This window comes from Flavonifractor porci, assembly GCF_037572415.1.
Lineage (GTDB): Bacteria > Bacillota > Clostridia > Oscillospirales > Oscillospiraceae > Flavonifractor > Flavonifractor porci.
The window spans coordinates 157,818-183,603 of record NZ_JBBHLB010000004.1 but is presented as its reverse complement, the minus strand read 5'-3'; the positions used below and the strand labels follow the sequence as shown (position 1 = coordinate 183,603).

Annotated in this window: 32 protein-coding genes and 4 pseudogenes; 8 read left to right on the top strand and 28 right to left on the bottom strand. The window is 54.1% G+C overall.

Translation table 11 applies throughout. The annotated features are described in order from the left end of the window. Nucleotides 1–7: 7 nt before the first annotated feature. The 4 genes from WHJ28_RS04870 to WHJ28_RS04855 all read right to left on the bottom strand — a co-directional run bounded on the left by WHJ28_RS04870 (nt 8) and on the right by WHJ28_RS04855 (nt 2,322). Nucleotides 8–202: a hypothetical protein gene (locus WHJ28_RS04870; RefSeq protein WP_002334813.1), complete on the bottom strand. Its 195-nt coding sequence runs from the start codon at nt 200–202 to the stop codon at nt 8–10. A 72-nt stretch (nt 203–274) separates the two neighbouring features. Then, on the bottom strand, nt 275–1,219 hold the full coding sequence (gene mobV / locus WHJ28_RS04865; protein WP_024400050.1) for a MobV family relaxase: 945 nt from the start codon (nt 1,217–1,219) through the stop codon (nt 275–277). Between the two features lie 182 nt (nt 1,220–1,401). Continuing rightward, nucleotides 1,402–1,797, bottom strand: a complete 396-nt coding sequence (locus tag WHJ28_RS04860; protein ID WP_002578726.1) for a replication initiator protein A — start codon at nt 1,795–1,797, stop codon at nt 1,402–1,404. 111 nt (nt 1,798–1,908) lie between these two features. Then, nucleotides 1,909–2,322, bottom strand: a complete 414-nt coding sequence (locus WHJ28_RS04855; protein WP_024400051.1) for a cysteine-rich VLP domain-containing protein — start codon at nt 2,320–2,322, stop codon at nt 1,909–1,911. A 339-nt stretch (nt 2,323–2,661) separates the two neighbouring features. Between WHJ28_RS04855 and WHJ28_RS04850 the strand changes: the two genes are divergently transcribed. The 4 genes from WHJ28_RS04850 to WHJ28_RS04835 all read left to right on the top strand — a co-directional run bounded on the left by WHJ28_RS04850 (nt 2,662) and on the right by WHJ28_RS04835 (nt 5,800). Continuing rightward, nucleotides 2,662–3,459 (top strand): helix-turn-helix domain-containing protein, encoded by a 798-nt coding sequence (locus WHJ28_RS04850; protein WP_002578724.1) that lies wholly within the window; start codon nt 2,662–2,664, stop codon nt 3,457–3,459. Nucleotides 3,460–3,483: 24 nt separating this feature from the next. Then, nucleotides 3,484–4,254, top strand: coding sequence for a nucleoside phosphorylase (locus tag WHJ28_RS04845; protein ID WP_002578723.1), 771 nt, complete (start codon nt 3,484–3,486; stop codon nt 4,252–4,254). A 24-nt stretch (nt 4,255–4,278) separates the two neighbouring features. Next, complete coding sequence (gene ant(9) / locus WHJ28_RS04840; RefSeq protein ID WP_340040217.1) at nt 4,279–5,055, top strand: aminoglycoside nucleotidyltransferase ANT(9); 777 nt, start codon at nt 4,279–4,281, stop codon at nt 5,053–5,055. A 199-nt stretch (nt 5,056–5,254) separates the two neighbouring features. Further along, a complete protein-coding gene (locus tag WHJ28_RS04835; RefSeq protein ID WP_002578721.1) occupies nt 5,255–5,800 on the top strand; it encodes a P-loop nucleotide/nucleoside kinase family protein in 546 nt (181 codons plus the stop codon). A gap of 738 nt (nt 5,801–6,538) precedes the next feature. Here WHJ28_RS04835 and WHJ28_RS04830 read toward each other — a convergent pair. The 8 genes and pseudogenes from WHJ28_RS04830 to WHJ28_RS04795 all read right to left on the bottom strand — a co-directional run. Continuing rightward, nucleotides 6,539–6,658: pseudogene (locus WHJ28_RS04830) on the bottom strand (helix-turn-helix transcriptional regulator); the annotation flags it as partial. Nucleotides 6,659–6,730: 72 nt separating this feature from the next. Next, complete coding sequence (locus tag WHJ28_RS04825) at nt 6,731–7,126, bottom strand: SRPBCC family protein (RefSeq protein WP_340040210.1); 396 nt, start codon at nt 7,124–7,126, stop codon at nt 6,731–6,733. 4 nt (nt 7,127–7,130) lie between these two features. Then, entirely contained in the window at nt 7,131–7,688 is a 558-nt protein-coding gene (locus tag WHJ28_RS04820; RefSeq protein WP_340040208.1) for a DUF3795 domain-containing protein, read from the bottom strand. Nucleotides 7,689–7,701: 13 nt separating this feature from the next. Beyond that, nucleotides 7,702–8,136, bottom strand: coding sequence for a nuclear transport factor 2 family protein (locus tag WHJ28_RS04815; RefSeq protein WP_340040206.1), 435 nt, complete (start codon nt 8,134–8,136; stop codon nt 7,702–7,704). A 15-nt stretch (nt 8,137–8,151) separates the two neighbouring features. Next, a complete protein-coding gene (locus WHJ28_RS04810) occupies nt 8,152–8,637 on the bottom strand; it encodes a GNAT family N-acetyltransferase (RefSeq protein ID WP_340040204.1) in 486 nt (161 codons plus the stop codon). 8 nt (nt 8,638–8,645) lie between these two features. Further along, nucleotides 8,646–9,275, bottom strand: coding sequence for a GyrI-like domain-containing protein (locus WHJ28_RS04805; RefSeq protein WP_340040202.1), 630 nt, complete (start codon nt 9,273–9,275; stop codon nt 8,646–8,648). Between the two features lie 2 nt (nt 9,276–9,277). Continuing rightward, nucleotides 9,278–9,598: a TfoX/Sxy family protein gene (locus tag WHJ28_RS04800; RefSeq protein WP_340040200.1), complete on the bottom strand. Its 321-nt coding sequence runs from the start codon at nt 9,596–9,598 to the stop codon at nt 9,278–9,280. After that, nucleotides 9,585–10,511 (bottom strand): helix-turn-helix transcriptional regulator, encoded by a 927-nt coding sequence (locus WHJ28_RS04795; protein WP_340040198.1) that lies wholly within the window; start codon nt 10,509–10,511, stop codon nt 9,585–9,587. Before WHJ28_RS04795 ends, WHJ28_RS04800 begins: the two co-directional genes overlap by 14 nt. Nucleotides 10,512–10,675: 164 nt before the next feature. Here WHJ28_RS04795 and WHJ28_RS04790 point away from each other — a divergent pair, with 164 nt between their 5' ends. From WHJ28_RS04790 to WHJ28_RS04775, 4 genes are all read left to right on the top strand, one after another. Then, nucleotides 10,676–11,425, top strand: a complete 750-nt coding sequence (locus WHJ28_RS04790; protein ID WP_340040196.1) for a GNAT family N-acetyltransferase — start codon at nt 10,676–10,678, stop codon at nt 11,423–11,425. Nucleotides 11,426–11,434: 9 nt separating this feature from the next. Further along, nucleotides 11,435–11,878 carry a GNAT family N-acetyltransferase gene (locus WHJ28_RS04785; protein ID WP_340040194.1) on the top strand — a complete coding sequence of 148 codons (444 nt, stop codon included), beginning with the start codon at nt 11,435–11,437 and terminating at the stop codon, nt 11,876–11,878. Nucleotides 11,879–12,330: 452 nt separating this feature from the next. Next, nucleotides 12,331–13,707 carry an MATE family efflux transporter gene (locus WHJ28_RS04780; RefSeq protein WP_340040192.1) on the top strand — a complete coding sequence of 459 codons (1,377 nt, stop codon included), beginning with the start codon at nt 12,331–12,333 and terminating at the stop codon, nt 13,705–13,707. Between the two features lie 15 nt (nt 13,708–13,722). Further along, nucleotides 13,723–14,346: a CatB-related O-acetyltransferase gene (locus tag WHJ28_RS04775; protein WP_340040190.1), complete on the top strand. Its 624-nt coding sequence runs from the start codon at nt 13,723–13,725 to the stop codon at nt 14,344–14,346. A gap of 95 nt (nt 14,347–14,441) precedes the next feature. On the opposite strand, the gene WHJ28_RS04770 is transcribed toward WHJ28_RS04775, so the two are convergent. The 16 genes and pseudogenes from WHJ28_RS04770 to WHJ28_RS04695 form a co-directional block, all read right to left on the bottom strand. Next, nucleotides 14,442–14,891 carry a zinc ribbon domain-containing protein gene (locus tag WHJ28_RS04770; RefSeq protein ID WP_340040188.1) on the bottom strand — a complete coding sequence of 150 codons (450 nt, stop codon included), beginning with the start codon at nt 14,889–14,891 and terminating at the stop codon, nt 14,442–14,444. A 1,019-nt stretch (nt 14,892–15,910) separates the two neighbouring features. Next, complete coding sequence (locus tag WHJ28_RS04765; protein WP_340040186.1) at nt 15,911–16,789, bottom strand: DUF4261 domain-containing protein; 879 nt, start codon at nt 16,787–16,789, stop codon at nt 15,911–15,913. Then, on the bottom strand, nt 16,786–17,499 hold the full coding sequence (locus WHJ28_RS04760; protein ID WP_340040184.1) for a hypothetical protein: 714 nt from the start codon (nt 17,497–17,499) through the stop codon (nt 16,786–16,788). Before WHJ28_RS04760 ends, WHJ28_RS04765 begins: the two co-directional genes overlap by 4 nt. Before the next feature lie 11 nt (nt 17,500–17,510). Continuing rightward, nucleotides 17,511–18,290, bottom strand: a complete 780-nt coding sequence (locus tag WHJ28_RS04755; RefSeq protein ID WP_340040182.1) for a hypothetical protein — start codon at nt 18,288–18,290, stop codon at nt 17,511–17,513. Nucleotides 18,291–18,314: 24 nt separating this feature from the next. Continuing rightward, complete coding sequence (locus tag WHJ28_RS04750; RefSeq protein ID WP_340040180.1) at nt 18,315–19,256, bottom strand: DUF3885 domain-containing protein; 942 nt, start codon at nt 19,254–19,256, stop codon at nt 18,315–18,317. Between the two features lie 14 nt (nt 19,257–19,270). Next, nucleotides 19,271–19,630, bottom strand: coding sequence for a hypothetical protein (locus tag WHJ28_RS04745; protein ID WP_340040178.1), 360 nt, complete (start codon nt 19,628–19,630; stop codon nt 19,271–19,273). A gap of 18 nt (nt 19,631–19,648) precedes the next feature. Beyond that, a pseudogene (locus WHJ28_RS16485) lies at nt 19,649–19,978 on the bottom strand (SF0329 family protein); the annotation flags it as partial. Further along, nucleotides 19,975–20,499: pseudogene (locus tag WHJ28_RS04735) on the bottom strand (hypothetical protein); the annotation flags it as partial. The pseudogenes WHJ28_RS16485 and WHJ28_RS04735, both read right to left, overlap by 4 nt. Before the next feature lie 15 nt (nt 20,500–20,514). Next, nucleotides 20,515–20,751: a hypothetical protein gene (locus WHJ28_RS04730; protein WP_340040176.1), complete on the bottom strand. Its 237-nt coding sequence runs from the start codon at nt 20,749–20,751 to the stop codon at nt 20,515–20,517. An 8-nt stretch (nt 20,752–20,759) separates the two neighbouring features. Next, nucleotides 20,760–21,719: an NTF2 fold immunity protein gene (locus tag WHJ28_RS04725; protein WP_340040174.1), complete on the bottom strand. Its 960-nt coding sequence runs from the start codon at nt 21,717–21,719 to the stop codon at nt 20,760–20,762. 14 nt (nt 21,720–21,733) lie between these two features. Beyond that, a pseudogene (locus WHJ28_RS04720) lies at nt 21,734–22,363 on the bottom strand (DUF4241 domain-containing protein); the annotation flags it as partial. Nucleotides 22,364–22,414: 51 nt separating this feature from the next. Then, nucleotides 22,415–22,627, bottom strand: coding sequence for a hypothetical protein (locus WHJ28_RS04715; RefSeq protein ID WP_340040171.1), 213 nt, complete (start codon nt 22,625–22,627; stop codon nt 22,415–22,417). A 41-nt stretch (nt 22,628–22,668) separates the two neighbouring features. Further along, on the bottom strand, nt 22,669–23,208 hold the full coding sequence (locus WHJ28_RS04710; RefSeq protein ID WP_340040169.1) for a hypothetical protein: 540 nt from the start codon (nt 23,206–23,208) through the stop codon (nt 22,669–22,671). Nucleotides 23,209–23,221: 13 nt separating this feature from the next. Then, the gene (locus tag WHJ28_RS04705) at nt 23,222–23,446 is read right to left on the bottom strand and encodes an Imm17 family immunity protein (RefSeq protein WP_340040167.1); all 225 of its coding nucleotides are present in this window, start codon (nt 23,444–23,446) and stop codon (nt 23,222–23,224) included. Next, on the bottom strand, nt 23,447–25,462 hold the full coding sequence (locus tag WHJ28_RS04700) for an immunity protein Imm33 domain-containing protein (protein ID WP_340040165.1): 2,016 nt from the start codon (nt 25,460–25,462) through the stop codon (nt 23,447–23,449). 21 nt (nt 25,463–25,483) lie between these two features. Further along, nucleotides 25,484–25,762 (bottom strand): hypothetical protein, encoded by a 279-nt coding sequence (locus WHJ28_RS04695; RefSeq protein ID WP_006876760.1) that lies wholly within the window; start codon nt 25,760–25,762, stop codon nt 25,484–25,486. Nucleotides 25,763–25,786: the final 24 nt, after the last annotated feature.

Genomic DNA, 25,786 nt, shown 5'->3' with positions numbered 1-25,786 from the left:
TGGGCTATCAGGTTGAAGCGGCTTTTTCTGCGGTATGCCGCACCACATCTACAATCAGATCACCGAGGGGCTTCCCGCCTGCGGCGAAGTGTTCGGAGATTTTTATACGGTTGTTCCCACATACAAAATACTGCGTGCCGTTCTCTGCTTGTATGACCTGCCCTGTCCGGGGTGTAAAAATATCGCTTTCGCTTTTTGCCATCCAGTGTCCTCCATATTCAGTTTTCAAGGTACAATGCCGCACAAAGGCGGCGAAAATTTCTGCTTATATCTATCACCTTTCCTTTACCGTGTGCCGCTGCTGACGTTTCAGTTCCGCCAGTATATCCGGCGGGATACGGTCAACCAGCCGCTGTAAATTGTCCAGTTCGCTTTTCAGCTTTGCCCGTTCCATCGTATCTTTCATCTTTCCTTTTTCGCTGGCCTTTGCCCTTGCTTCCAACTTCTCATTCTCCGCCAACAGGTCATTGATTGTGACCTTGTACTTTTTCAACTGCCCGGAGAAGTTCTCCATCTGCGGGAACCACTTTTTTAGCATGGAGAGGGCTTCCTCTTTTTTCTTTCCGGCGTTCAGCGGGTTAATGCCGTCAAGGGCGGCTTCAATGGCTCTGGCCTGTTTGGAGAGGGAAACCGCCTGTTTGAAAAGCCGGGTGGGGATATGCTTCCGGCCTGTCTTGCTGGCACTCTCCCCACGCTCCAAGTCGGGATATTTCACCACCATATAGGCGTGAAAATCGTCCTGCCACTTCGTCAGGTTTGCCCGGTTGCCAATAATCTCTTTAGCGCACAGGCGGTTGTCCTTTGTCAGCGGAACAAAGGTCAAATGCAGGTGGGGCGTTTTCTCGTCCATGTGTACCACCGCCGACACGATATTTTCCCGTCCTACCCGGCCAATGAGGAAGTCCGACGCCCTTTGGAAGAACGCCTGTATCTCCTTTGGGGATTTCCCCTTAAAAAACTCCGGGCTGGCGGTTATCAGCGTATCGACAAACCGTGTGCTGTCCTTGCGGGTTCGGCACCCGGCCTGCTCAATCCGGCTCTGAATGAAGTGGTAATAGCGTCCCTCCGGCTTGACGATATGGAAGTTGTATTTGCTCCGGCTTGTGTCAATGTCGGGATTGCTGGCATACTGTTCTTTCTGTCTTTCGTGATGGGCTTCCAGCGGCCTTGCCGGGTTGCCCTTGTGCTTCTCAAACCGTAAAATTGCGTGTTTTGCCATTCTGCTCCTTTCCCCATTCCTTTCCTATCCGGGGTTTTCCACAGGGAAAATCCCGCAGAAAATAGCTCGGATAGGATTGGAATGGATAGAATATAAATCAATCTTTTTATCTTTGTATTTCTATATACCGTCCGGTTTTCGTACGTCTCAGGAGTGATTTCCGTACTTCATGGGTACGGTTTTCAGTCCTCCGGCGTACCAGAACCGGATTTCTTGAAGTCGGTGTTTGGAACCGCTTCATAGGATTTTGGGAAAATGCGGTTGGGTTTTCCACAGCCCTGCTTCTGGATCTCCACCAGTCCGGCGTATTGCAGTTCCCGCAGGGTATTCACCGCTTTCTGCCGCCCACAATGGAGCAGTGTGACCACTTCACAGATAGGGTAATACAGGAAAATCCGTCCGCAGTCATCCGCCCACCCATTCTTGCGGGATAACTCTGTCCGGCGCAGGATAAAGGCGTACAGAACCTTTGCCTCGTTAGACAGGGGCTTGAATGTGGGGGCTTCAAAGAGGAAATTCGGGAGCCGGGTGAAGCTGAACGCCTTTTCCGGCTGATGGATATAGATGGTATTTGTCATAGTTCGTTTTGTGGACGGTTAGAAGCCCGTTTTCCGGGGCGGGCGATACTTTATACCACCTGCCCCGGTTTGGGGCTTGCAAAGCCTGATAAATCAAGGCTTTTTTCGCTCCTAACTGTCCACAGCAGACCTCCTTTTCCGTTCACTTTCTGTTTTCTGCCGCCTGTGAACTCTGGCGGCACAGCCGGGGCAGTATTTTGCCCGGTTGGATTTGGGGACGAACACGCCACCGCAGACCGCACAGCGTTTCAAGTCCTTATCCCGGACAATTTCCGCTTCCAGCGTCCCGTCCAGCGGCAAGACCGCCCAGCGGAACCACTTACAGCAGACCGAGAAAGAAATCGTCTGCGGGCAGGTGCAGGTGTCCCCATCATCAAGGACAATGCAGTTGCCGTCCTCACAGCAACAACACTCCCGGCGTATCAGGCTGGCCGCCTGTTTTCTCTGCGCCGGTGTCATGCGGTAAAGGGAACCGTCCGGCCTGCGTTCCAGTGGCGGCAAGTCTTTATAGGGGTTATCTCTCATGCGTTCCCTCCATTTTGCTTTCCGTTGCCGTTCTCCCCGAAAAGGTTTCCTGCCCCATTCCTGCGGCGTGTTCCGGCGTTGGCACGCTCCCCGCAGCTTCGGGACATTTTGTCTCGAAGTCCGGTTCCTTGCGGTGCTTCCCCAGCCGGGGTATTCCTTTTCGGACGGTCATTCTGTTTTCAAGGTGCTGTCCATCGATGAACTACCCTAAGTCTACACGAAAAAAATGCAATCCCCGGAATTTTGCGAGAATTGCATTTTGATGAAGTTTACACTTTGGAAATTGCATTTTTTGCAATCATTCTGTATAATGGAAGTATGCGGAGGAGGTGCGTATCTATGGCTTTACCCGGAACACCCGGACAGCGGATTTCCGATTTATGCAACGGGAACCACATCACACAAAAGGAACTTGCGGAGAAGATAGGGGTTTCCGCTTCCCAGTTGAGCCGCATTGTCAGCGGCGAAACGAGAACGGTCAGCAGTGATATTCTCATAGGCGTGGCAAAGGAATTTAAGGTATCGACAGACTACATACTGGGCTTATCCACCGTGAGCGTCCGTAAAAGCTACGATATTTCTGAATTAGGCTTGTCCGAGGGAGCCGTGAGGGGGCTCGTGACGGGTGCTGTTGATGTGCAAATCCTCAACCGCCTGTTGGAACACAGGAATTTTCCTAAGCTGATAGATTTGATACGGATTTATTTTCAGGACACAGCGGCAAAAGGCATAACAGCAAGAAACCAGCTTATCGAGATAGCAACGGCTTCCCTGTCCGACCTGATGAAAGAACACCCGGAACACCGGGCGGAAGCAAAGCAGGATTTACAGCTTTTGAACGCCCAGAAGATGGGGGAACATGAGGCGGAGATTGAGAAAATCAAAAATGTGTTCCTTGCTATCCTGCGGGATATTAAGAAAGACATTGACAACGGGGAACAGCCGGGAGAAGCTGTGACCGCCGCGATGTTCCAAGCCATGCGGGACGCATTGGCGGAACAGAAGCAAAACCCGCTTTCCATTGACGATGTAGCGGCGATGGTTGCCGGACAGATCGGACAGCTTACGCCGATGGATGAAGAAACTGCCGACCTGTTCAAGCAGTTGGCAAAAAAGATGATGAAAGGAATAGAATAATAGCCTGTTATTCGAGATAATAATATGCCATTAGTAAAGCATGACTACCCTGTTTTAGAGTACGATACCGCATCAAAAGCTGTTTTTCAGCCGGGAAATGGGAAAAAATGTTTTCCTGCAAAAGCAGTGTTTGCTTTTTTAGGAGACGAGGTTGAAAATTATGCACATACCCATGATGGAATACAGATAGATGAATTTGAAAGTGCAACAAGACGATATCCTATTTATGAATGTCTTTATAATCAGGAGAAAATATGTCTATGTCCGGCTCCTGTGGGAAGTGCTGCTGCCGTCCAAGTTTTAGAATATTTAATTGCAGGGGGTGTAACAAAGATTATTTCCGTCGGCTCCTGCGGCGTATTGGAAGACATCCCGGAAAATAGATTTTTGATACCTGTTTCTGCATTGAGAGATGAGGGAACATCTTACCATTATCTTCCTCCCTCCCGAGAAGTAGAGATTTCAAAGGCTGGTATAAATGCGATTGAATCTGCTTTAAGCCAAAAGAATATACCATATTGGGAAGTTAAAACATGGACAACAGACGGTTTTTATCGAGAAACAGTAGAAATGGTTCAGTATCGGAAAGAAGAGGGATGTCAAGTAGTAGAAATGGAATGTTCCGCATTGGCGGCGTGTGCAAAATTTAGAAAAGTTACATGGGCTATGCTGCTTTTTTCAGCCGATACTCTTGCAGACCCTCATAAATACCAAGAAAGAGAATGGGGAAAAACAAGTATATCCATAGCCTTAGAATTAGCCTTAGACGCTGTTTTATCAGTTGTTGAGGAGTAAAAATAAATACATATAGGAGTTACAATGAATATAAATGAATTTCCACAACAAGTAAATCAAGTTATTTCAATAGCAGAAACCATATTACAAGGTCAAATATTGGGGATATATTTATATGGTTCAGCAACAATGAATGGGCTGCGTCCAGATAGTGATATAGATATACTGATAATTACTAAACAAGAATTGAGTAATTCAATCAGAGCAGAACTAACAAAGCAATTATTGAAAATTTCTGGCTCCGTAGGCTGTATTGAAAAAAGACCTTTAGAGGTAACTATTATCAATCAATCTGATATTGTTCCGTTGCAATTTCCGCCAAAATGTCAGTATATGTATGGTGAATGGCTAAGGGGAGAGATGGAAGCAGGAGAATATCCGCAAGCCTGCAATGACCCAGATATAATGATTTTATTATGGCAAGCAAGAAAAAATAGCATAACTTTGAAGGGGGCGGAAAGCAAAGAGCTTATTCCCGCTATCCCATTTCACGAAATTAAAAAAGCAATTCGGTTTTCTTTACCTGGTTTGATTTCCAGCTTTAAGGGTGATGAAAGAAATGTGTTATTAACCTTATCACGAATGTGGTTTACTTTAGTAACAGAAGAAATCACGACAAAAGATGTTGCCGCAAAATGGGTAATTTTAAAATTGCCGGAGAGATTCCCCCCCCTGCTAACAACGGCAAAGGAAGCTTATTTGGGAAATTTGTCTGATGAATGGGAGACAGTAGAAAAGGAAGCGATGGCACTTGTAGAATATATGAAAAAACAAATTGAGGAATTACTTAGAACAGAGTAGCAAAGTTAGCGGGGCCAATCAACGGTCAAGATGAACGGCGCATAAATGCGCCGCCGTTGACAGTCCCGCCCGTCTTTGCTGATGGGCAATCAAGGCGGGAAAGCCCTAAAATGGCTTCCCGCCCATTTCAATCTTGAGAGAAGAAACGCTCCAAAACCAGAAAGAGAGCGGTAAATCTGAATTGCGAGGGAGAATGTAGATGAATCAAGGAAGAATTATTGTGATTACAGGTTCGCCGGGAACAGGAAAGACAACAACTGCGTCGATTGTCGCAAAAGAATCGAACATGGATAAATCTGTGCATATGCACACAGACGACTTTTTTCATTATTTAAGCAAAGGAGCAATACCGCCGCATTTACCAGAGTCCAACGAACAAAATTTAGTTGTCATTGAAGCCTTTTTAGAAGCTGCAAAGCGCTATGCCCGCGGCGGATATGATGTAATTGTAGATGGAATTGTCGGGCCGTGGTTTTTAGAACCATGGAGAGCCCTTGTTCGAGAAGATTATGAAGTACACTATATTGTTTTAAGAGCCAGTAAAGAAGAAACTATGAAACGAGCTGTGGAACGCTCAAAATTAGACAGAAAAACAAATGTTGAATTAGTAGAAACAATGTGGGAGCAATTTTGTAATTTGGGGATATATGAATCGAATGTTATAGAAACGACAACCTATTCTATCCAAGAGGCTGTTTTTGCAGTAAAAGAAAAAATTTCAAGTGGAGCCGCATTGCTATCTTAAACGATTTCTAAAAATCGAAATTTCATTTATCAGAGAAATAGCAAAGGCAGCCAAGCCAGTCAACGGTCAAAATGAACGGCGCATTTCATGCGCCGCCGTTGACAGTCCCGCCCGTCTTTGCAGATGGGCAATCAAGGAGGGAAAGCCCTAAAATGGCTTCCCGCCCATTTCATTATGAGAAAAGAAACGCTCCAAAATCAGAACGAGAGCGGCCAAGCACTTTGAGGGATTGGCCGCCTTGTCCACCCATTCAGCGGGACGGCGGGTGGCGGTCAAGGCCGGGTGTAAACCCGTTCATTTCAGCCTTGACGGTTGCCCGCTGTCCTGTTACTTTTCCGGGAGTGTAGCCACAACTTCGGGACACTTTGTCCACAAGTCGGAGCGTAGGACGAGGGACGGGGGCTTTCATATACGCCCAGTCTGCTGTTGAAACCAGACCTGTGCTTACGGCTCTACGCCACGCAAGCACAGCCCTGTTTTCCTGCCGCTTCAAATGCCCTTGCCCTCCCCGGCGGCAACGGCATTTTCACGGCAACGCCGACAGAGCGTATAACACACTACACTTTGCTTCGCAAAGTCGTGTGCCAAATGGGGGCGTTGCCCCCTTTGGAAACCCCCACAAGAAAAGGCGGTACGCTACCCCTCCACGGGGCGCATACCGCCTTTTCTTGTTATCCAGCCCTCCGGCTGTATCGGTTGAGCAAAAGTCAGCGTGGGAATGGTGTGGTATCTTTATCTAAGTGATACCCCTTGCTCCCATTTGGAGACGGTCTGCCGCACCACATTCACTTTGACAGCCAGCTCCTGCTGGGAAAGGCCCTTGGACTTCCGGATGGCTTTGATGTTTTCGTTCAACATATGGGCTCACTCCTTCCGCCCCTATTGTAGGGAAAGCGCCCCGTTGCCGCAAGCAACGCAGATTAACACGGCTTATTTCAGCAATTCCTTCCGCAAATCGTCCAGATACCGCTTCTGCTGCCGCTTCAGATATCCAGGGACGACGGGGCGCATCCACCAGCGCTTGGCGCTAACAGTCTCGGTGCAAGTCAGCCGGGTGCCACACTCCTCTGCCTCGAAGCCCCCTTCCCAGGCACCATACATATTGCCGTTCTCCATGGTAAAGCCCCAGCGGCAACGCGGCTCACAATCTGTGACCGTAAAATTTGTGGCGTAGCCGCTTTTGGTATACTCCACAAAGTGAGTCTCATCCAAAACACCCACCCGGATCAGATCGCTGCGCCAGGCGGTATGGGAAAGGTCAGTCACCGTCTGCCACACCTGTTCCACCGGACAGGGGAAATGGACTGTCACTTTGGACGTGGCCATGGGATCACCCCTCTTTCGGTTTCTTGTTGAGCTTCAGGCTGATACTCCGTCGGTCCGCCGCCGCCTGAAGCAGTTCCACCGCGGCAAGGGCACGCTCCTTGATCAGCTCTTCTGTCAACTCCGATCGGCTGTCCAGAGCAGCTATCACAGCGCGCAGATCCTCCAGAGGCAAAAGATGGACCGCCGTGTTGAAAAAGGTCTTGTGGCGGCCAACGTTGTAATGGGTCAGAAGTTCCTCCAAAATTTCCCGTTTCCCCTCCAGCTGGGCAAGGTATGCGTCCAGTCCCAGTTCCCGGACCTGGGCAATATCCCGCTGCCGGTTTCGGTGCGGGACAAAGGAATCTCCATCGTCAAAGCCCTCGTAGCGGGAGCAGGGGTACTCCAGGCATTCCCAACAAAACGGAACGCCGCCATGCTCCAGGGAGCATCTGGCGATGGCACAGCTCTGATTGCCTGCTCCCCCGCCGCAGCCAGGACAGTACCCGCCCAAGTGCATACTGCACAGGACACAGTTGAGTCCACACAGGGAGAATCGGGTTTCTGCACGGGTGAAGCCCTTCATGTCCATCTCTCCTTCAAAACCACAGTGCCCGCTCTTTCCGGAACACCGGGGCTTTTCCTTGAGCGTAGGGATCATAGCGGTTTTCGTTGCAGCCGAATTCCTGCAAAAAGCAGATCTGTCCCGCCTCATTCCAGCGGATGAGTGAGAGTCCGTCAAAACTCTGGATCACACCATCATCCATGGCGCACCGAAAGACCCATTCCACCACAGTCTGGTCCTGTTTGTGGAAATGCTGCCGGATGTCCCAGCATTGTACCGTTCCCCGGGTATTCCATTCCTCAAACCACAGCTTTATCTTCCCGCTGCCGTGGTACTCCGGCCCCCAGCTTTCGATATAGACGGCATCAGGTGCAAAGAGGTTTTCAATGCCCGTGTCCTGTTTGTCCAGCCACATGGAAAACCACTGCTGGATCTTACTTTCTCTTTGCTTCTCCGTTATATTTTCCATATCAACATCCTCCTGTTACGGCGCTTGGGCAATATCCCGCAGCATTAAATACTCCGTGCCCTGTTCCGCTGCGATCCGGAATCCCACCCGCTCATACAGGCGCAGTGCCGGATTTTCTTTCTGAACGGAAAGAGATGTCCGGAGATACCCGTTCTCCCGGAGCAGAAGCAAAAGGCCGTGCAACAGCCGTGTCCCAACCCCCAGCCCCCGATGCTCCGGCAGTAAAGAGATGGCCAGAGAGACGGTATCGTTGTCAATGTGGCCGTAGTCCTCCATGATGCGGCTCCACGCCGCACCCACCACTTTTTCCTCCACCTCGGCTATCAGGCAGTGGTCACCCGGCCGAGTACCGAAGTCCGCAATATAGATCTGCAGTTCCGGCAAGTCCACCACAGATCGGGGCGGCGGCTCCACACCTTCCGGGAGATAGATGGCCTGATAGAGAAATTCCCGCAGAAGGCCATGTTCTTCCGGGCGTATTTTACGAATGATTGTGTTCATCTTTTTCCTCACTCTGCCCGTTTGATGGGCTGCCGAATGACCGTTTTCAGTTTTTCCGGCTTGCACCGCCGTACATCGCTCAAATAGATCTCGTGGTGGAACCGGCCCTGGCTGAAATCCAACGCATAGCCCTGTCCCTTTGCACACTGCTCCATAGCCGCCACGGTGGCAGGCTCGTCGTCGTAAGGACCGATATGTATACACTGGACGCACAGGCCCTCCTCCCAGGAGAAGAACTCTACCTTGGAGAAATCCCGCTGCTTTTTCTCCGCGGCTTTCTGAACGGCCCAGCGGAAGACCGCTCTGGTTACAAACTCCGGCAGGCGGATGAGGGAGATCCACTGGAAATCCGCCTTGCGGGAATAGTCCACGCCGTGGACGCCCTCCTGCCACCAAAGCCCTTCCAACGGCGGCACCACGTAGTCGAAGTAACCCTCCGGCGGGTTCTGTTTGCTCATTTTGATGGTGTAGGCCACCGCGTAGAGCTGCTCCAGGGCGTACTTGTAGGCACCAGCCTTCTCATTGGGGTCGCCCTGCCCCCGCACCGCCAGAAAGTTTATGGCGGGCACCGTGACGATGCCTGGCGTCCTGGGCGGCAGATAGAACTCCTTGTACTCTTTTTTATAGTCAAAGGCCATGGTCATTTCCCCCGTTTTTTCGGCTGCTCCTGAAGGGCCAGACAGGTCAGGCGGGTGAGAGCGGTCATCAATTCCCGGTCTTCCACATTCTCCACCAGAAAGGAGTCCTTGGCCCCCTTGTAGGGCGGAGCCTTGGGCAGGTCGGAAAAGGCCTCCTCGCCCGCCGGGGTGATTTTAACAAAAAGCTGGTCGTCGCAGATGACTGCGAAGAACACCTCATCGCAGTAGAGGCCGTATTCTCCGAACATCTTACGGCTGCGGATGGCGCCCGCCTCCCGGAGCTGCTCAGCCACATAGTCCACAAAGTCCTTATGAGAGGCCATGCTGATCCCCCTTTCGATATCGACGGGCCAGTGTTTCGGTCAGTCCCCGCAACTGCTCCCGCAGTTCTGCCGGTTCCAGCAACTCTGCCTTGTCCCCGAAGGTCAGCACCCAGCTGAGCACGCTGTCGGCATCGGGAAAGCCGCCGGTAAAACGAAGCCTGCCGTCCGGCTCCACTGTGAAACGGTCCGCACCGTACTCCTCTACCAGCCTCCAGCGGCAAGACGGGCCAAAGAGAACGGTGACCTGATACTTGGCTGGAAAGATGCGCTCCGGCTCCAGGTCTGGCAGAGGCGCAGGCCGGGGCTCAAAGAGATCCCCGGTAGTAAGCTCTGTCATGCGGTTCAATTTAAACAGGCGGAAATCCTCCCGCTTCTGGCACCAGCCCCACACATACCAGGTGGACCAGTGGAACACCAGGTAGCAGGGCTCGACGATACGCACCGACTCCCCCTTGGGAGAAAAGTAGGTAAAGCGGATGGTGCGGTGCTGCTCGATGGCACTCTGGATAAGTTCAATTTTGGGCGGCAGGCTGGTCTTGTACCAGGAGGAGAGGTCGATGCGCATATGGGCGCCGCCGGGTACCAGCCCACCCGTTCCGGCAGACAGTTTCTCCATCAGCTGGGCGTAGCGCCGGGTGCCGCTGACGCTGTCCAAGCTCCTCAGCCCCGCCAGGATGGCCTGCATCTCCGGGGCAGTGAGCACCGTCCGGTCCACCCGGTAGCCTTCCATGATGGAGATGCCGCCCCCCGCGCCCTGGGTGGTGGAGATGGGGATGCCCGCCCGGCACAGGGACTCGATGTCCCGCTGGATGGTCCGGCGGGAGACCTCAAACTGCTCCGCCAGCTCCGGGGCAGTAACCTTCTCCCGCTGGAGCAGGATGGACAGGATACCGATCAGCCGTTCCATCTTCATGGAATGCGCCCCCCTTCTGGATTCTGTCTGCATTATAGCACAGGAACACGACAACTGTCTGTCATGTTCCCATTGAAAGAAAAACTTTTGCTGGTGGGATCCGGCATTGCCTTGCCGCGGAGGGCGTGGTATCATGAAGGCAGTTTTTTCGGGAGGTACAGGATATGGGGGATCAGTTTCTCAATCTGACGGAAGAAAATCTGGATCGGGAGCACCTGTGCTGCATCATTCGCAGCAAGAAGCCCCACCCCGGTGTGGAAGCCAAGCGGGCCTGGCTCCGGGAGCGGCTCCGGGAGGGCCATGTGTTTCGCAAACTGGACGCCAAGGGCGTGGTGTTTATCGAGTACGCCCCGTTGGAGACTGCCTGGGTGCCGGTGGCGGGGAATAACTACCTCTATATTTACTGCCTGTGGGTCAGCGGGGAGTTCAAGGGCAAGGGCTACGGCAGACAGCTGATGGAATACTGCCTGGCCGACGCCAGGGCCAAGGGAAAGTCCGGCGTGTGTATGCTGGGGGCGGAAAAGCAGAAGGCCTGGCTCTCAGACCAGGCTTTTGCAGAGAAGTATGGATTTGAAACCGTGGACACCACCCCGGAGGGCTACCGGCTGCTGACTCTCTCCTTTGACGGGACAAAACCCTGCTTCGGGGAAAACGCCAAGGTGCAGGCCATCGAAAACCAGGAGCTGACCGTCTATTACAGTTCCCAGTGTCCCTACATCCACCAGAGCGTGGAGTTGGTGCGCAAAACCTGTGAAGAACTGGAGGCACCCTGCACCCTCATCCCGGTGGACACTCTGGAGAAGGCCAAGGCCTTGCCCTGCGTGTTCAACAACTGGGCGGTCTTCTATGGGGGGAAGTTCGTGACGGTGAATCTGTTGGACGCCGCCGCGCTGAAGCGGCTTCTGAAACAATAAGGTGCGCCTATGGAAATCAGAAAAGTGGAGACCGCCAAAAAGCAATACTTGAGTTTGCTGCTGCTGGCGGATGAGCAGGAGGACATGGTGGATTGCTATCTGGAGCGGGGGACCATGTATGTGTTGGAGGACGGCGGCGTCAAGGCGGAGTGCGTGGTGACCGACGAGGGAAACGGCGTCCTGGAGCTGAAGAACATCGCCGTTGCGCCCGCCGCGCAGGGCAGAGGCTACGGAAAGGCCATGGTGGACTTTCTCATCCGAACCTACAAGGGGCAGTATGCAGTGCTACAGGTGGGCACCGGAGACAGCCCCTCCACCGTCCCCTTTTATGAGGCCTGCGGCTTTTACAGGCACCATCTGGTCAAGGACTTTTTTATCGACCACTACAACCACCCCATCTACGAGTGTGGGGTGCAGCTGGCGGACATGGTGTACCTGCAAAGGAAACTGTAAAAATGCGAGTGGTCGCTGCGGATGAATCGGGCAGTTGTCACTGACATGACGGATGCGGTGATGTCAGCGCTCCGACCCATCAAAGGCAGGCCGCCAGACGGGCATTGACAGGCAGCGGTACATGGTATAGTATTTACAATAGCAAAGCGAGGTGAGCACGATGTTATTCGGAAAATTCTGTATTGATTTCGGCTCCGTACAAATGGATACCACAAAACATTGTGCGGAGCCTTTTCGGACTGTCAATCTGTAAAACCGGGAGGCCAGGGCAGAAAAATACTGCCTTTGCTTTTTGTACCCTTTTTACAATCTGACAGGGCAAGATCGTTTATTTTGGGCCGCGGACGATGTTTTGTCCGCGGCCTTTTGTTATGCCCATTTTAGGGGCGGCAACCGAACAGAGGGCGCACAGCACTGTGCTGCCCTCTGTTTTTTTGAAAGGAGGATGTTACATGACCCAAGAACAAAACTTATTGACCGGGAGTGTACCCAAAAAACTGATCCGGTTTGCCTTCCCGCTGTTTTTGGCCAACCTGCTGCAGGCTCTCTACAATGTGGTGGATATGCTGGTGGTGGGGAAAATTGTGGGTGAAATCGGCCTGGCCGCCATCAGCAACGCCTCCATGCTGTGCTTTATCATCAATTCCCTTTGTATCGGCCTGACCATGGGGGGGAGTGTTCTGGTGGCCCAGTTCAAAGGGGCGGGTGACCAAAAGGGACAGCGTGACACCATCGGGATGCTGTTTCTCCTGTCACTGGCGGCCTCCGTTGTGGTTACCATGCTCGGCCTTGCTGCCTATGAGCCTCTGTTCCGGGTGCTGGATGTACCGGCGGAGGCCTATCCGGACGCCTGCGGCTATATGGAGATCATCTGCTGGGGAACCGTATTCGTCTTTGGCTACAACACAGTCTGCTCCATTCTAAAAGGATTGGGCGATTCCAAAACACCGCTCTTTTTCGTAGGTGTCGCCACGATTCTCAACGTCTTGCTGGATGTACTGCTGGTAGGGCCGTGTTCCATGGGTACCGCCGGCGCGGCCTGGGCCACAATCACTGCCCAAGGCATTTCCTTTGTGGGATCGCTGGCCTATCTGAAACGGTACCAGCTGAGCGTTCCCCTCAGAAGGATCGAGCTCCGCCGGGAAATACTGTTGGCCATTTTGAAGGTAGGCCTGCCCACTGCCACCCAGATGGTGGTGGTGAACACGGCCTATCTGCTGGTAACGGGAATGCTCAATCCATTTGGCACCTCGGTGGCCGCTGCCTCCGGCGTAGGACTGAAGATCAACACCTTTGCCGGGATGCACTGCTGGGCCATTGGACAGGCAATTACCGCCATGGTGGGCCAGTGCATGGGAGCCGGCCAAATCCGGCGGGCCCGCCAGGTGGTGCGGTCCGGTCTGCTGCTGAACCTTGCCGTCACAACGGCGGTAGTGGTGACGGTACAGTTTCTGGCGGAACCTCTTATCCGCCTGTTTGACAGCACCAGCCCGGAGGTGATCCGGGTAGGCGTGCTGTATCTGCGCTTGTGCTGCGGGGTCAACAGCCTTATCTATGCCGCCATGTACACGCTGGATTCCTTTGCCATCGGTGTGGGCGCGGCCCATGTGGCCATGGTCAACGCCCTGCTGGACGCGGTGGTAGTGCGTTTGCCGGTGGGATTGCTGCTGGCCTTTTCCCTTTCCATGGGCTTTCCCGGCATCTATCTGGGTCAGGCCCTTTCGCCCATTCCGCCCGCTCTGGTTGGGCTCATCTACTTCAAAAGCAGAGTTTGGGAACGGAAGAGGCTGGTGCGTGAGCCTTCGAGAGAGGGCAGCCGAAACAAATAAGAGGAGGAAAAGAATATGAATCCATCCAACATCTATCCCCGAACAGGAGATACTCAGACCATCTATCTCAACCAAGTCGTGACGGACCCCAGCATCCTTGTGGGGGACTACACCATGTATAACGACTTTGTCCATGACCCCGTTGACTTTGAGAAGAACAACGTGCTGTATCACTATCCCGTCAACCATGACCGGCTGGTGATCGGCAAGTTCTGCTCTATCGCCTGTGGGGCAAAGTTCCTCTTCAACAGCGCCAACCACAGCCTGCAATCCCTCTCCACCTATCCCTTTCCCATCTTCTTCGAGGAGTGGGGCCTGGATCGGAGTCAGGTGGCCAGAGCCTGGGACAACAAGGGTGATATCGTTATCGGAAACGATGTGTGGATCGGATATGAGGCGGTCATCCTGGCAGGCGTGACCGTTGGAGACGGAGCCATCATCGGAGCCCGGGCCGTCGTAAAAAAGGATGTCCCGCCCTATACCATTGTGGGCGGTATTCCAGCCAAGCCGATCCGAAAGCGGTTTTCTCAGGACACAATTGCCGGGTTGCTGGAGCTGCGGTGGTGGGACTGGCCGGAGGAGCAGATCAAGGCCAATTTGGATGTCATTCAGTCAGGACAGCTGGATCAAATCAGATGACCTGTTTTGTCGTAAAGTTCGGGCTATCCTATCTTGAATGACACAACGCCAAAAAATACATCCCTCTGGAAACCACAGATTCCAGAGGGATGTATTCATGTCTCGGCCTGTTTCCAGTGGCTCAGCTTTGGCAGCTGAGCTTCAAAATAGGCTCTGACTTGCTCCGGGGGCCAGGCTTCATTGGACATATGGCTCTCCAGGAAATTCAACAGTTCCTCAAGGCTTGTGTAGACGAATTTCCCGTCGGCATAACACCACTTGCAGTACTCCTCGTTGAAGGTGCCGTCCAGCTCCCGGCTGATGTTGGCATCCTCCAGGGGCATACCACAGCACTGGCAGATCAGTTGTCTGGGGGAACCCAACAGGGTATTGATGGAGACATCAAACAGCCTGGAGAGCAGCTTCAACGTTTCTGTATTTGGCACTGTTTCGCCAGTTTCCCAGCGGGAAACCGCCTGCCGGGTCACATGCACTTGTTCCGCCAACTGCTCCTGGGAGAGTCCGCGCCTGGTGCGCAATTCCAGAAGGATTTTTGGGGTATCCATGTTGATCACCACCTTGCCTGAATTGTATCACAGGGGAAGCAAAAAGCAAAGCAACCAGATGTTGCTCTCTCATTCTGCTTTCGCCTATCAAAGAAGAACCGCACAATTTTAAGCGTAATTAAGAAAATTTTATCGCAAACATGTGATTCTCCGCTATATTGATCCTCAACATCCTGAAGCTGTGCCATAAAAGCCCTGTTGCTGATCATTCGGAAAGAGGATGCGCTCAACGGCATCTTTGCCAAGCGTATGGCCCTGTCGGACACAGACTTTGACAATACCATATTCTATTCCGACCATTCCCTCATGAAAACCGCTGCAGAGAAATCCAAGTGGCAGTATAACAAGATCCTCACATTGGCCGTAACTCGGGCGCATCTTATCTGGCGATTGGGCTGAATCATGCCATGGCCATTGAAAAGGCAGTCCTGGAGGGTGGCAGCATCCCGGAATTCTGCCATCGCATAGCAGAAAATTCTGGATACAAAGTTCAGAACATCGGAAGATAATGGAACACAAAGTCAGGTAACAAAGCTGCAGCTCTGGGTTGTCTGGCATCTGGAGCCGGTGTGGGCGTCTACTGGTACTGGATGATCCGGATGCCGCGCAAGGAGTTCACTCGGCACGCCCTCTATATGGCAGTTATGGACGATGTGATCTGCCGGAATGAACTGGAGGTCAACCTGATTGGGGATAAGGTCATTGTGTCCTGGCCCAAATCGGCCCCCCAGCAGGAGCGGTGCCATCTCTTTCTGCAGATGAACCACGAAAAAAGCCATCGGCAAATCCAGAAGGAAATCACGGAAATGGAGCATCGGCTCCGTGAGTCCCGACAATGTATCGGCCAACCAAAGAGCAGCTGGAAGTTGAGTTCTTCAAAGAAAATGATTTGTGACAGGCCAATTCTTGTACAGCAGTTTCTATTATACAATAAACAAAGGCATACTGACTGAATGCAAAATCCACCGGAGAGGACGACAAGTATTTCCTCTGATTACGCAGCCAGCCATTCTACCAGTTCAGCGTCTTCCGGATGCACACTTGCCCATATGGATGTCCAGTACTCCTCTGGGCGGCTGGATCAGGGCATCCTCATACCGGCACTTCCATTGAATCTCCCGGCTCATTTGGCCATCGGCCACGCCGTCTATGGTCTCCCCATCCTCAATGGGGTTGTCATTGGCCAAAATGTACGACGCCGCATTGTAAGCGTGGTTCACCACCCAGTTGGGGTCCATACCGTGGAAGTGGTACTGGAGGTCGGGTAGAAACAGTGTGCTCATGCCCACCGTGTCGATGAGCATATCCTCGGTGCCCTCGATGTTGAAGAAGCGAACATTGACTCCGAAGCGGATGAAGCGGTCCGCTCCCTCGATCCGGTGGGAACGCACATCCTCCGCCAGCAGGAGCTTGCCGCAGTTCTGGAAGTAGAACGCCTCACAGGTGGGGTACAGTTCCGCAAGCGCCTCCACAAAGTCAGTGTCCAGGTTGGCCCGTTCCAGAGCCGGAAGCGCCGCAGCCAGCATATCGGTGGCCACGACCTGATACCGGCACTCCCGGAAGATCCGCTCCCGGTCCTCCTGGCAGTCCCACATCTGGCTCATCAGGAAGGCGTCAAAGCCTTTGCCCTTGAACTTGTCGCATTTCATCACCATCAGCTGCACCGGGCATTTTCCATCCTGAAATTCCGCGATATGATCCAGGGCGGCAAAGCCGGCCATCTTTTTATCACGGCAGAAACACTCTACAGCACCGATGTGCTTTTCCATCACAGCGGTCATTTCATCCTTGTCCGGCATATCCACCGGCTCTTTGAAGAGCATCTGAATGAGATAGGGGCCACCGGGCTGGGGGCCTTTTTTGTCGTTCAGGTTTTGCTGGAACACTTTATTGCTCATACTTGTCCCTCACTTCTTCTGATGGCATCCTCGATCTGCCTACTGGCGGCATCCATGTAGAGATACACCCCATCCCGGTCGCAGCGGTATAGGTTGGAATAACTCGTACTCTCATTGGGGCGGATAGGATTAGGTTCCACCACCTCAGTGGCTTCCAGCAGACCGACACCCAATTCTGCCGCAGCGACAAGTGCCTTTTTCAGCACCGCAAGCTGCCCATCGCTCCAAACTCCCTCCAGATCTTCCAGCACCTTTGGATCCTGTTTCAGATCCCGAAGAAGCTGTGTGACCTGGTCCCAAGACAGGTACACACCGGAGCAGTAGTTTTCGATGATCTGATTTTCTGCCGGATTGGGAAAGGCTGTTGGCACCACCTGCGCCCATGGGGTGAAGTACCGGACATATTCCGGCTTCTTCTTCATCAGGAGGGAAAAACTGCTCCCTCTGGTGTAATAGTAGTCCCGGAAGAAGCCCTGGATCACCGCAATGTAAAAGCCATGGCTTTTATCAAACAGCTCGTCCGGTTCTGTCTCTGCCCCGACTCGCAGGGTGTCCAGATATTTTTCCGCATAGAAATCCTCCATTCCATGCTGTGCGGCAAGGGCCAGTACCTTTCCCTCCTGCCCCTGCTGTATCCAGGTAAGCGGGGTGAAATACCATTCCCGCATTTCTTCCGGTGAAATCGGGTGAAAACTTACATCATATCCCATGAAATTCCTCCTCAGTAATCCAGTAAAATGGGCACCCGCTGTTCCTCGGCAAACCGCATGGCCCGCCAGAACATGGAGAAGGCAAACTTGGCCAGGGATTGAGTATCATACTGCGTGTGTTCCGGGATGTCCGCCTTGCTGCACTGTCCATCTGCATCTATGGTTCCGTCTGCCGGGTATCCCTCCGTGTCTGCCCAATCAAGGATGGTATCCTCATCGGCCTGCCACGCCAGCTGGTTCAGCTTCTCCAGTTCCTTCCGCAGTCCGCCCAGGGTGGCAATCATCGCCTGATCATCGGTGGGCAGAGGCGCCTGAAATAAGAAGGAATCCGCCAGAGGCAGCCACCAAGTTGCCCCACGGAACAGGGACCACACCCGCTCCTCATCTGATCCAAGGCGGGCGACCAGAGGATGCTCCCCGAAGTTCCAGTCCTTCTCCACGGTGGGGGGTACCGGCTCATCGTATGTATGGCAGGCGGCCACCAGCAGCATAGCGCCGAAGGCATCCCAATCCGGCTTGTCGGTGTAATAGGGCTTCTCATTGTCCTCCGGCCAGGGAGTGTAGGTGGGCTGGCCCGGCTGAGAAATGGCGCTCAAGATCTGATCCCGCCAGTTCTCCACCGCCGCCTGGATTTCAGCTGGGGACATTTCTTCCTCATTGTCAGCAGGATCTCCACCCGGCGTGATTTTTTGAAAGCCCCATCCATTTTCTTCCGCCCACTGCTGAACAACAGTTTTCCAGTTGTGAGAATAGTACCGGGTCAATGTTCCGGCGTAGATGTCAAGTCCCATCGTGATGCCTCCTTTTCCGCTTGGTCAAAGCCGTTCCAGAGTACAGTCGTGCCCGGAATGGTCCGTATCCAAAATGATTTCCACAATGGTGTCCATAGTCTCTTTTCCGAGATTACGGACGCTTTTTTCATAGGCCAACCACTGGATGTGGATGGGTTGTCCATACCCATGCCGCCCAAAACCGCCCCGGAGAATATCGTTGAAAGCGTTCAGGTTCCGACCGATCTTCCGGTCCAAACCAAAGGTAAACACCCGCTCCACCTCGTCATAAAAGCCGGCCATGTTAGAAAAGCGGCGGCCGTCGATGGTGAACTTCTGCCGCTGTGGTTGCTCCGCTGTAAACACCCGGTCGATCTGCTCCAGATTATACTCCAAGATCCAGCCATGAAACTGATGGTAAAGCGGAAAAAGCAGTTCTCTGGAACTGCCCAGCACATCCAGCCCCCGGTCATCGTACAGGTGGTAGAGGAACGGTCCAGGCCCTGTCAGATAGACGCTGGACACAAAGCCGCTCCAGCCTCCGATATCTCCCAGAATGATCTCCTGCAAAAGTTGCTCCGCCTGAAAGGTAATCCCGCTGAGATCCCAGTAAAACTGCACTTGTGCATGGGTATCCCCATCTTCGTCCAGCTCTATGGCCGGAAGTTGCTCATCGGGAACCGGGAGTCCCATTCGCTGCCGGATAACGGTCAGCAGGGACTCGGCAGGTTCTTCATCGGGATACCCGTCGATCCGCAGAAGGTCCGGCACCGCCGGAAGTGCCCGATAGATCGCAGCGGCCCGGTCCAGCGCCCCCTGAACATAGGCGGGGTTGGTTTTCAGCTTCGCCGCACTCCTATCCAGATAGATTGGTTCCTCCCCGCCGATCTCAAACCGAATGCCTACCGGCGCATGGTAGAACAGAGGGTGTTCCAGCCCAGCCATACCCAGATCATGTAAAATGTGTTCAAACCGCTTTTCCAGCATGGTATCCCTCTGTCTTATAACATTTCATACAGCAGGGCAGCGTCGCCCCGCACCAGTTCCAGATGGGAGCGCAGCGTTTCAAGCCCGCTTTGCACCGCCTCGGTGGGCAGATCCCAGTCTGGGGCAATTTCAGCGGCCAGCTTCGGGAGGTCCCACTCCCGCAGAGCTGCCAGCACATTAGACGCCAGCTCTCCCTCCAGCAGAGCGCAGTCCAGGGTGTCCTCCGTCTGGGGAGCGGGAAAACGGACATCCAGATCCAACTCGCTCTCACACCAGTCCCAGATGGCCATATAGACCGCGCCGGAGCAGTCGCCGTTGGACAGTTCCTGCCGCCGGCCATCTTTGAGAAGATAAAAAGATGCGATCTGTGACATGGCAGTTCCTCCTGAATGTTATTCCTTTTCCATTAGCCCTTCGGCCTGCATCCGGATCACATAGAAGGCCCGCACCCAGTCCAGTTCTTGCTCCATGGATTCCTCCAAAGGCAGCAGGCGGCGCTTTCCCAGCCTGCGGTCCAGGAGGGCAAAGATGCGGACAAGAGGATTCTTGCTGACAAGGCTTTTCTCGATGCTCTGGTTGTCAAATTCGTGAAACGCCTCATAGAAAAAACCGTTGTCAAAACAGCCATCGTTCAGTGTCCCTTCATGGGCCAGCCGGAAAGGAGCCTTTGGATCGTCCTGGCCGATGCCCTCCCGCCGCAGGGCCTGATATCTGTTCCAGTAGAGAGGCAAGGCAGCGCCTTTAGTTCCAGCGCCGAATCGAATGGTTCGTACTGGTCCGTCACCCGATGGCTGCTGACCTTCACCGGGATACCGCCGATCTCCGTTTTCTCTTCGCTCTCCATGGCCTCCTTGAAGGCCCGCCGCCGTTCCTCCGGGATGGCCTGCCACCGGATCTGGAGGTACACATCATAGCCGTCACTCCAGCCTCCATAGGAGCGGCAGGGCCGGTCGGTGAAGGGCGGAAGTGTGCCCACCAACTTATACTGGGGCGGGACCTCAACCGGCACCCGCAGCAGATGAAGGTCACGGGACCAGTACATGAAGTCCTTGTAGAGCGGGCGGAGATGGGGCAGTTCCTCCGCAGTCAGAGGGGCGTCACCTGTCCAGTCCAGGGAGAGGACCACCGCCCAGGGTTCCTTGCTCACTGTGTCCGGCGGCGCGATATAGGCCACCTGGCAGGCGGTGTAGCATTTCAGATATTGGTTGTAGACTGTATAGACCTCTCCGGCGCAGACTTTCATGGCGCCACGCTCCTCTCATCCGTTCTGTTCCAGATAGAATCCCCATACGCAGTTGGAGAACTCTCCAGCGGCAAAGCGGTGGATCTGCCCGTCAATCTCCACCTGCCAGACCTCGAAGGTATGGTCTTGGTGATAGATCGGGTCTTTGACTTTTACTCGCTTGCCGGTGGTTTGCCAGTTGTAGTCAAAGATGTTCACACCGAACAATTTACATTGACCGTCTGGGCCAAAGGTTTCATATTCCCATGCCATGTGATGCCTCACAATCCTGTTCGCTGCCAGCCGTCCAGCCGCTCCTGCACCGCGTCAATCATCCAGCTCTCGCCCACACGCTTCATGAGGAAGCGGCGGTCAAAGCCGGTGTTTTTCTCCCTGGTATAGATGTAGAGCTTGTTCTTGGTGATCTGCTCCGCGTCAAGGAATTTTTCCCCGTTGTAGGTGCCCTGGGCACTGTATGAGAGTCCCAGAGGCCGATAGCCCGGACGGGGCTTTTCGCTCACATACTTCTCCCAGATCACCAGCAGGCGGGGCACAGCCTCGGCATCCTCAAACCCGGCCTGCTCCATGTACTGCTCCCATTCTGTCATTTCGGCAAAGAAGGCGGACAGCACTCTGCGGCATTCCGCCGCCACCTGTTCATCCACCTTTACGGACTTTTTGGCCTTTTCCCGCTGGAGCTGGGAGAAGTGTTCCATCTGCTCCTTGGTGAATTGAACATGGGCCACCGGATGGATGTAGTTGTTGCCGGCAACGGCCAGCAGGCCATCATAAGTAACAGCAGTGTGGTCGATCCAGATATGGGAGAGCTTGGGGATGGAGGCCGCCTGGAGCAGACCGGCATCATCCAGTTCGGTGTGGTCAAGGGCCAACAGGTCCAGCTTGCAGCTTCGCAGGGCAGACAGGCCGCTCCCGCCGATCCCGGCGTTCCCGGTCAGCAGCAGGATACGCAGCTTGGGCATGGCGGAAAAAACGGCGAAACAGGCGTCAGTGAGCACGCCGTCCTCCACGCCGAAGTTGACCATGCTTTTATGCCCGGCAAAGGGGGCAAGCAGTTCATCCGTCACCGGATAGCCTTTCACATGGAAGCCCACCAGGGTGTAACCGGCCAGCCGCTCCATGAGCTCCGTGGTCAGCTCCGGAACCTCAAATTGCTTCTCTCCATCCAGGGTCAGGACACCACTTACCCAGTCCGCTGTCCGCGCCCGTTTTGGCCATTCCATCGCCGCTTTCCTCCTTACGCCTGCTCCTTGTAGCTGGCTTCAATGTCGATGAAGCGCACATACACGGCGCACATTTCGCCCTTGGCGTCATAGCCGAAGTAGACCGGATAGTAGCCGTCCCCCCAGCCAGAGGCAAAGATGGGCAGATCACAGTCCGTGTCAGGCACCGTCCAGTTGAGCCAGTCGCCGCAGTCTCCCTGATATTTGGGGTGGGCTTTGGCGTTTTCCTCCAGAAGATCGCAGAACAGGTCGTTGTAGGGGTCGATGTCCGGGTCTTCCTCCAGCCGCTTGGCCCAGTAGGTCTTGAAGGCTGCCTGGGTCTGGATGTCCGCAACACAGCCCATTCCAGCGTCTACGCCAAAGCCAAAATACTCGTCCTCGCCCAGTTCCTCGTCCAGATCCTCTTTGCCGGTCATGCCCAGCTCATAGCGGACAGGCTTTTCCCCGTTGATCTCCACCTTGACGCAGGCGTAGCGGTCGCCGTATTTCTCACTGGGCACCACACAGATTTTTACGGGATAAGTCCCGGCGGGGATCGTCTGGATAAAGGGCGGTGTGTCCTCCAGCTCCACCAGCGGATCGCAGGCGAAAATCGTCCCGGTGGGGAAATGGACGGCACCAATGTCCAGCACATCCACGCCCATAGCGGAGAACTCTGTTGTCGTGCAGACCATCAAAAGAGCAAATCAGTGTACTCACAGGGATTCCTCCTCGTCCATGAGCTGCTTCTGGACCTCTTTGGGCAGGTCGTTCCATAAAATGTCGTATGTAAAATCCCGAATCTCCGGGTAACACTCCCGCGCAATCTTTTCTGCCGTCTCCCGATCCAGGTAGTGCATCTCTTGGTGGAAAAACCAGTTGAGCTTTTCCATCAGCCGATAGAGGCGTATCTGTTCTTCTTGGGTCATGGGACACCTCCTCGGATTAGCAAAGGATAGAATAGCTGTACTTACGCCAGCTCTGCGTCCAAAATCTGGACTGGTTTTCCTTTCTCGTTCACATAGTAAAGGGCGATATAGTCGATGCCGTCCCGCTTGACCTGTTCCCAAGGCATACGCTCGCCGCTGATCAGTTCCACAGTATCCGCCTCATCCGGTTCGAAGTCTTCTTTTTCGTCCTCGTAGTCCACGCTGTACCCCAGCTCCAGCACCAGCTTGGAGGCTGGTATCTCATACCGCTTGAGGAGACGGTGCTCCAGCTCGGATGGATCATGTTCATCGCAGAACATATTGTCGTAGCCATGCCGTCCACCGTCAAATATAACGAATTCCTCACCGCTCTTCGGGTCGCGGGCTGCCACCAGTCCGGGGGCCACATCGCTATCTACAATATAGGATTGGGGCTCACCCTTCACCGTGAGCAAATCTCCGTAATACCAAACCTCCAGCAGTTCATTGTCGGTGGAGGAACAGAGCGTCACGGTGGGCAGGCGTTTCTGCGCCCACTCCTTCACATGGCCGGTGAGCCAGGTGGGATATTTTTCACTCATCGTTTCGTCCTCCTTACAGCACCCAGGACATGATGCTGGTCACAATCAGCACGATTCCCAGTAGGAAGAAGATCACCCGCCTGGAGCCGCGTCCATAGCGGTGGGAATCCGGCTTACCGGTAGGGTCGCACATCCAGTTCCAATTCAGAATTGAGCCAACCACGGACACAATGCCCATGATCAAAGTCACCCACTCCCAGTGTGCCTGTAAAAAAGCCGTAATCTGCTCGCCGTTCATTTAAGTTTCCTCCTCGCCTTCGTCGTCACGTATCACCTCATACCATGCTCCATCTTCACTGCGCATCTGCATGGTTCCGTAAGGTAGGTTCAGAAATCGGATAATGTCCGGGTCGATGCGGCAGATGTCCCGGATATCATAGAAGCCGCAGTGCGACTCGTAGTATTCATCACCTTCGCCGTACACATCGCCCTCATCCCCGGAGTAGAAGGCCCAACCGCTCTCCCAGCCCATATCCGCGCGCTCGGGGAACAGCCGGTCCATAATCTGCACCTTGCACCCATCCTGGGCGACGCGGTCGGAAGCGTAGCAGAACAGAGGGCCGTCCCAGTCGGGAATGACAGCCGGTTTCCCTTCCGCTGCCCGCGCCACCCGCTCCTCGGGGTCATCTGCAAATTCCGCTTCCAGATACTGTTGATACCGCTCATCCAGCAACTGCTCCACACGCTGACGGCTTTTTTCAGTGTATGGCAGAAGCAGGTAGGCCGCATCTTTTTCCGCAATACTGTTCCAGACACGGTCTTTGGACTCGGCCAAGACGATATTCCGGCAGTCCCGGCGGTAGACATAGGGGTTAGAACGGTTGTCCTGGGCGTACCACTGGGCAAAGCCAGAGCCTCTCCGGTCAAAGAACTGAGTGGACAATTTCCCATCCAGCTTGTCCAGGATGAACACCCGCAGATCCGGTCTCTTTCCGGCCCGAACCGCCTCCACCACCTCCCGATGCCGGGAGAGGAATGGGTTACTCAGTTGGCCTCGTTTCATAGCCCAGCCCAGGAAGAAGGCCATCCGATTGCAGGCATCCAATTCATCTACTGGCAGGTGAAGCGCCCGGATTTTCTTGATCTGCTCTGCGGCGTTGTCCATCTCCGCCGGGTCGTAGCTGATTTTCTCCCGGTCTGTGACCACATTGAGCCGGTGCGGATCGATGACCTCCAAGCTCTCGTCCGGGCATAGGTCCAGCAGGGCGTCCGAGCCGTGCTCCAACTTGTATTGGATCTCCTCCCGATAGAGAGGGATCACCTGATAGAAGTTGACTTCGTCCCCGTCCGGCAGACGGCAGAAAAAGGAGTCCGCCCCAAACACACCGGGACAGAGCAGGATCTCACCCCGCAGTTCCGTGTTCTCCGCGAAGGGGATGCCATCCTCACCCTCATCCAGTGTAGTCCTGGATTCCAGCCCTACCTCCGGGTCCTCCATGGCGAAGTGGGCGGTGGCCAGCATCATCCGGATGGGCCAGCTCCACCGCTCCTCCCGACAGTCCGCCTTTGTCAGCTTCCAGTCTCGGGGCAGGTTGATGAGCAGCTCCGCCCGTTCCAGTTTTTCCTCCCGACGCTCCTCCGGGAAACCCATCCTATGCCGGCTCAGGCCCACAGTGACCAGGGTGTAGTAGTCATGCTCCAGCCGGGGCGGGATAACGGCGATCTCCAGCGGGTGATCTGGGTCGCTGTCGTCCGTGAGGAACTGGGTATAGATGCCGAACTGCTGGTCGATATGTACTTTCACATGGCCGAGGATGTCATCGTCGGCAGGGGGAATGGCCTCCTGCCGGATGATCTCCTCCCGCTCGTTCCAATCCAGTTCCAAGGAATTTTCCTCCTCCAGATACTCCTCGCAGTCCCGCACCAGCTTTTGGGCGTCCGGGTCATCCGGGGCCAGGGACAGCCAGCGTTTTGCGTATTCATAGGCGGTGGCTGCGGAGCTGTATGCCATCAGGCAGGAGTAGCCCATCCGGGCGTTCCAGTAGGGATCGTTCTCACCCTGGGTGCGAACGGACTCCAGCAGATCAATGGCGTGCCGGAGAAGATCGCCATCTACTTCAGCGTTCTCTCCAAGGGCACCGTGGTCACCCAGCACCGCCAGATTGCTGTAGGCTCGGCCCAGTTTGATCGTCAGCAGATAATCCCGCTCCTGTTCCGGGATGGCTTCGATAGCCTCAATGCATCGGGCAAACTCATCCGCATCATTCCACTTCTCAATCTGCTCCAGCAGCTCTGCTTTTTCTGCCTGATTCATCGTTTCACCGCCTTTTCTGTTTCATCCTTTGCCTTTTTTGAAGTGTCCGCTGCCTCGCCAGGTGTTGACTACACAGGTGAAGATCTGACCGCAGTGCTTGCACCGAATCATGTGAGCCATAATTTCGTCTGCCCACCCATCCTCATTCTTTACCTTCTCCAGCGGACAGGTGGATTCCTCTGCAATCAGTTCAAATTCACCTTGTTCCACCAACTGCTGGATATAGGCAATACAGGCCAGGTAGTCCTTGGGGGCATCAAATTTTCTCCATGTTTGAATGTTTCGGCAGTGCTCGCACATAATGGATGCCTCCTCCTGTAAACG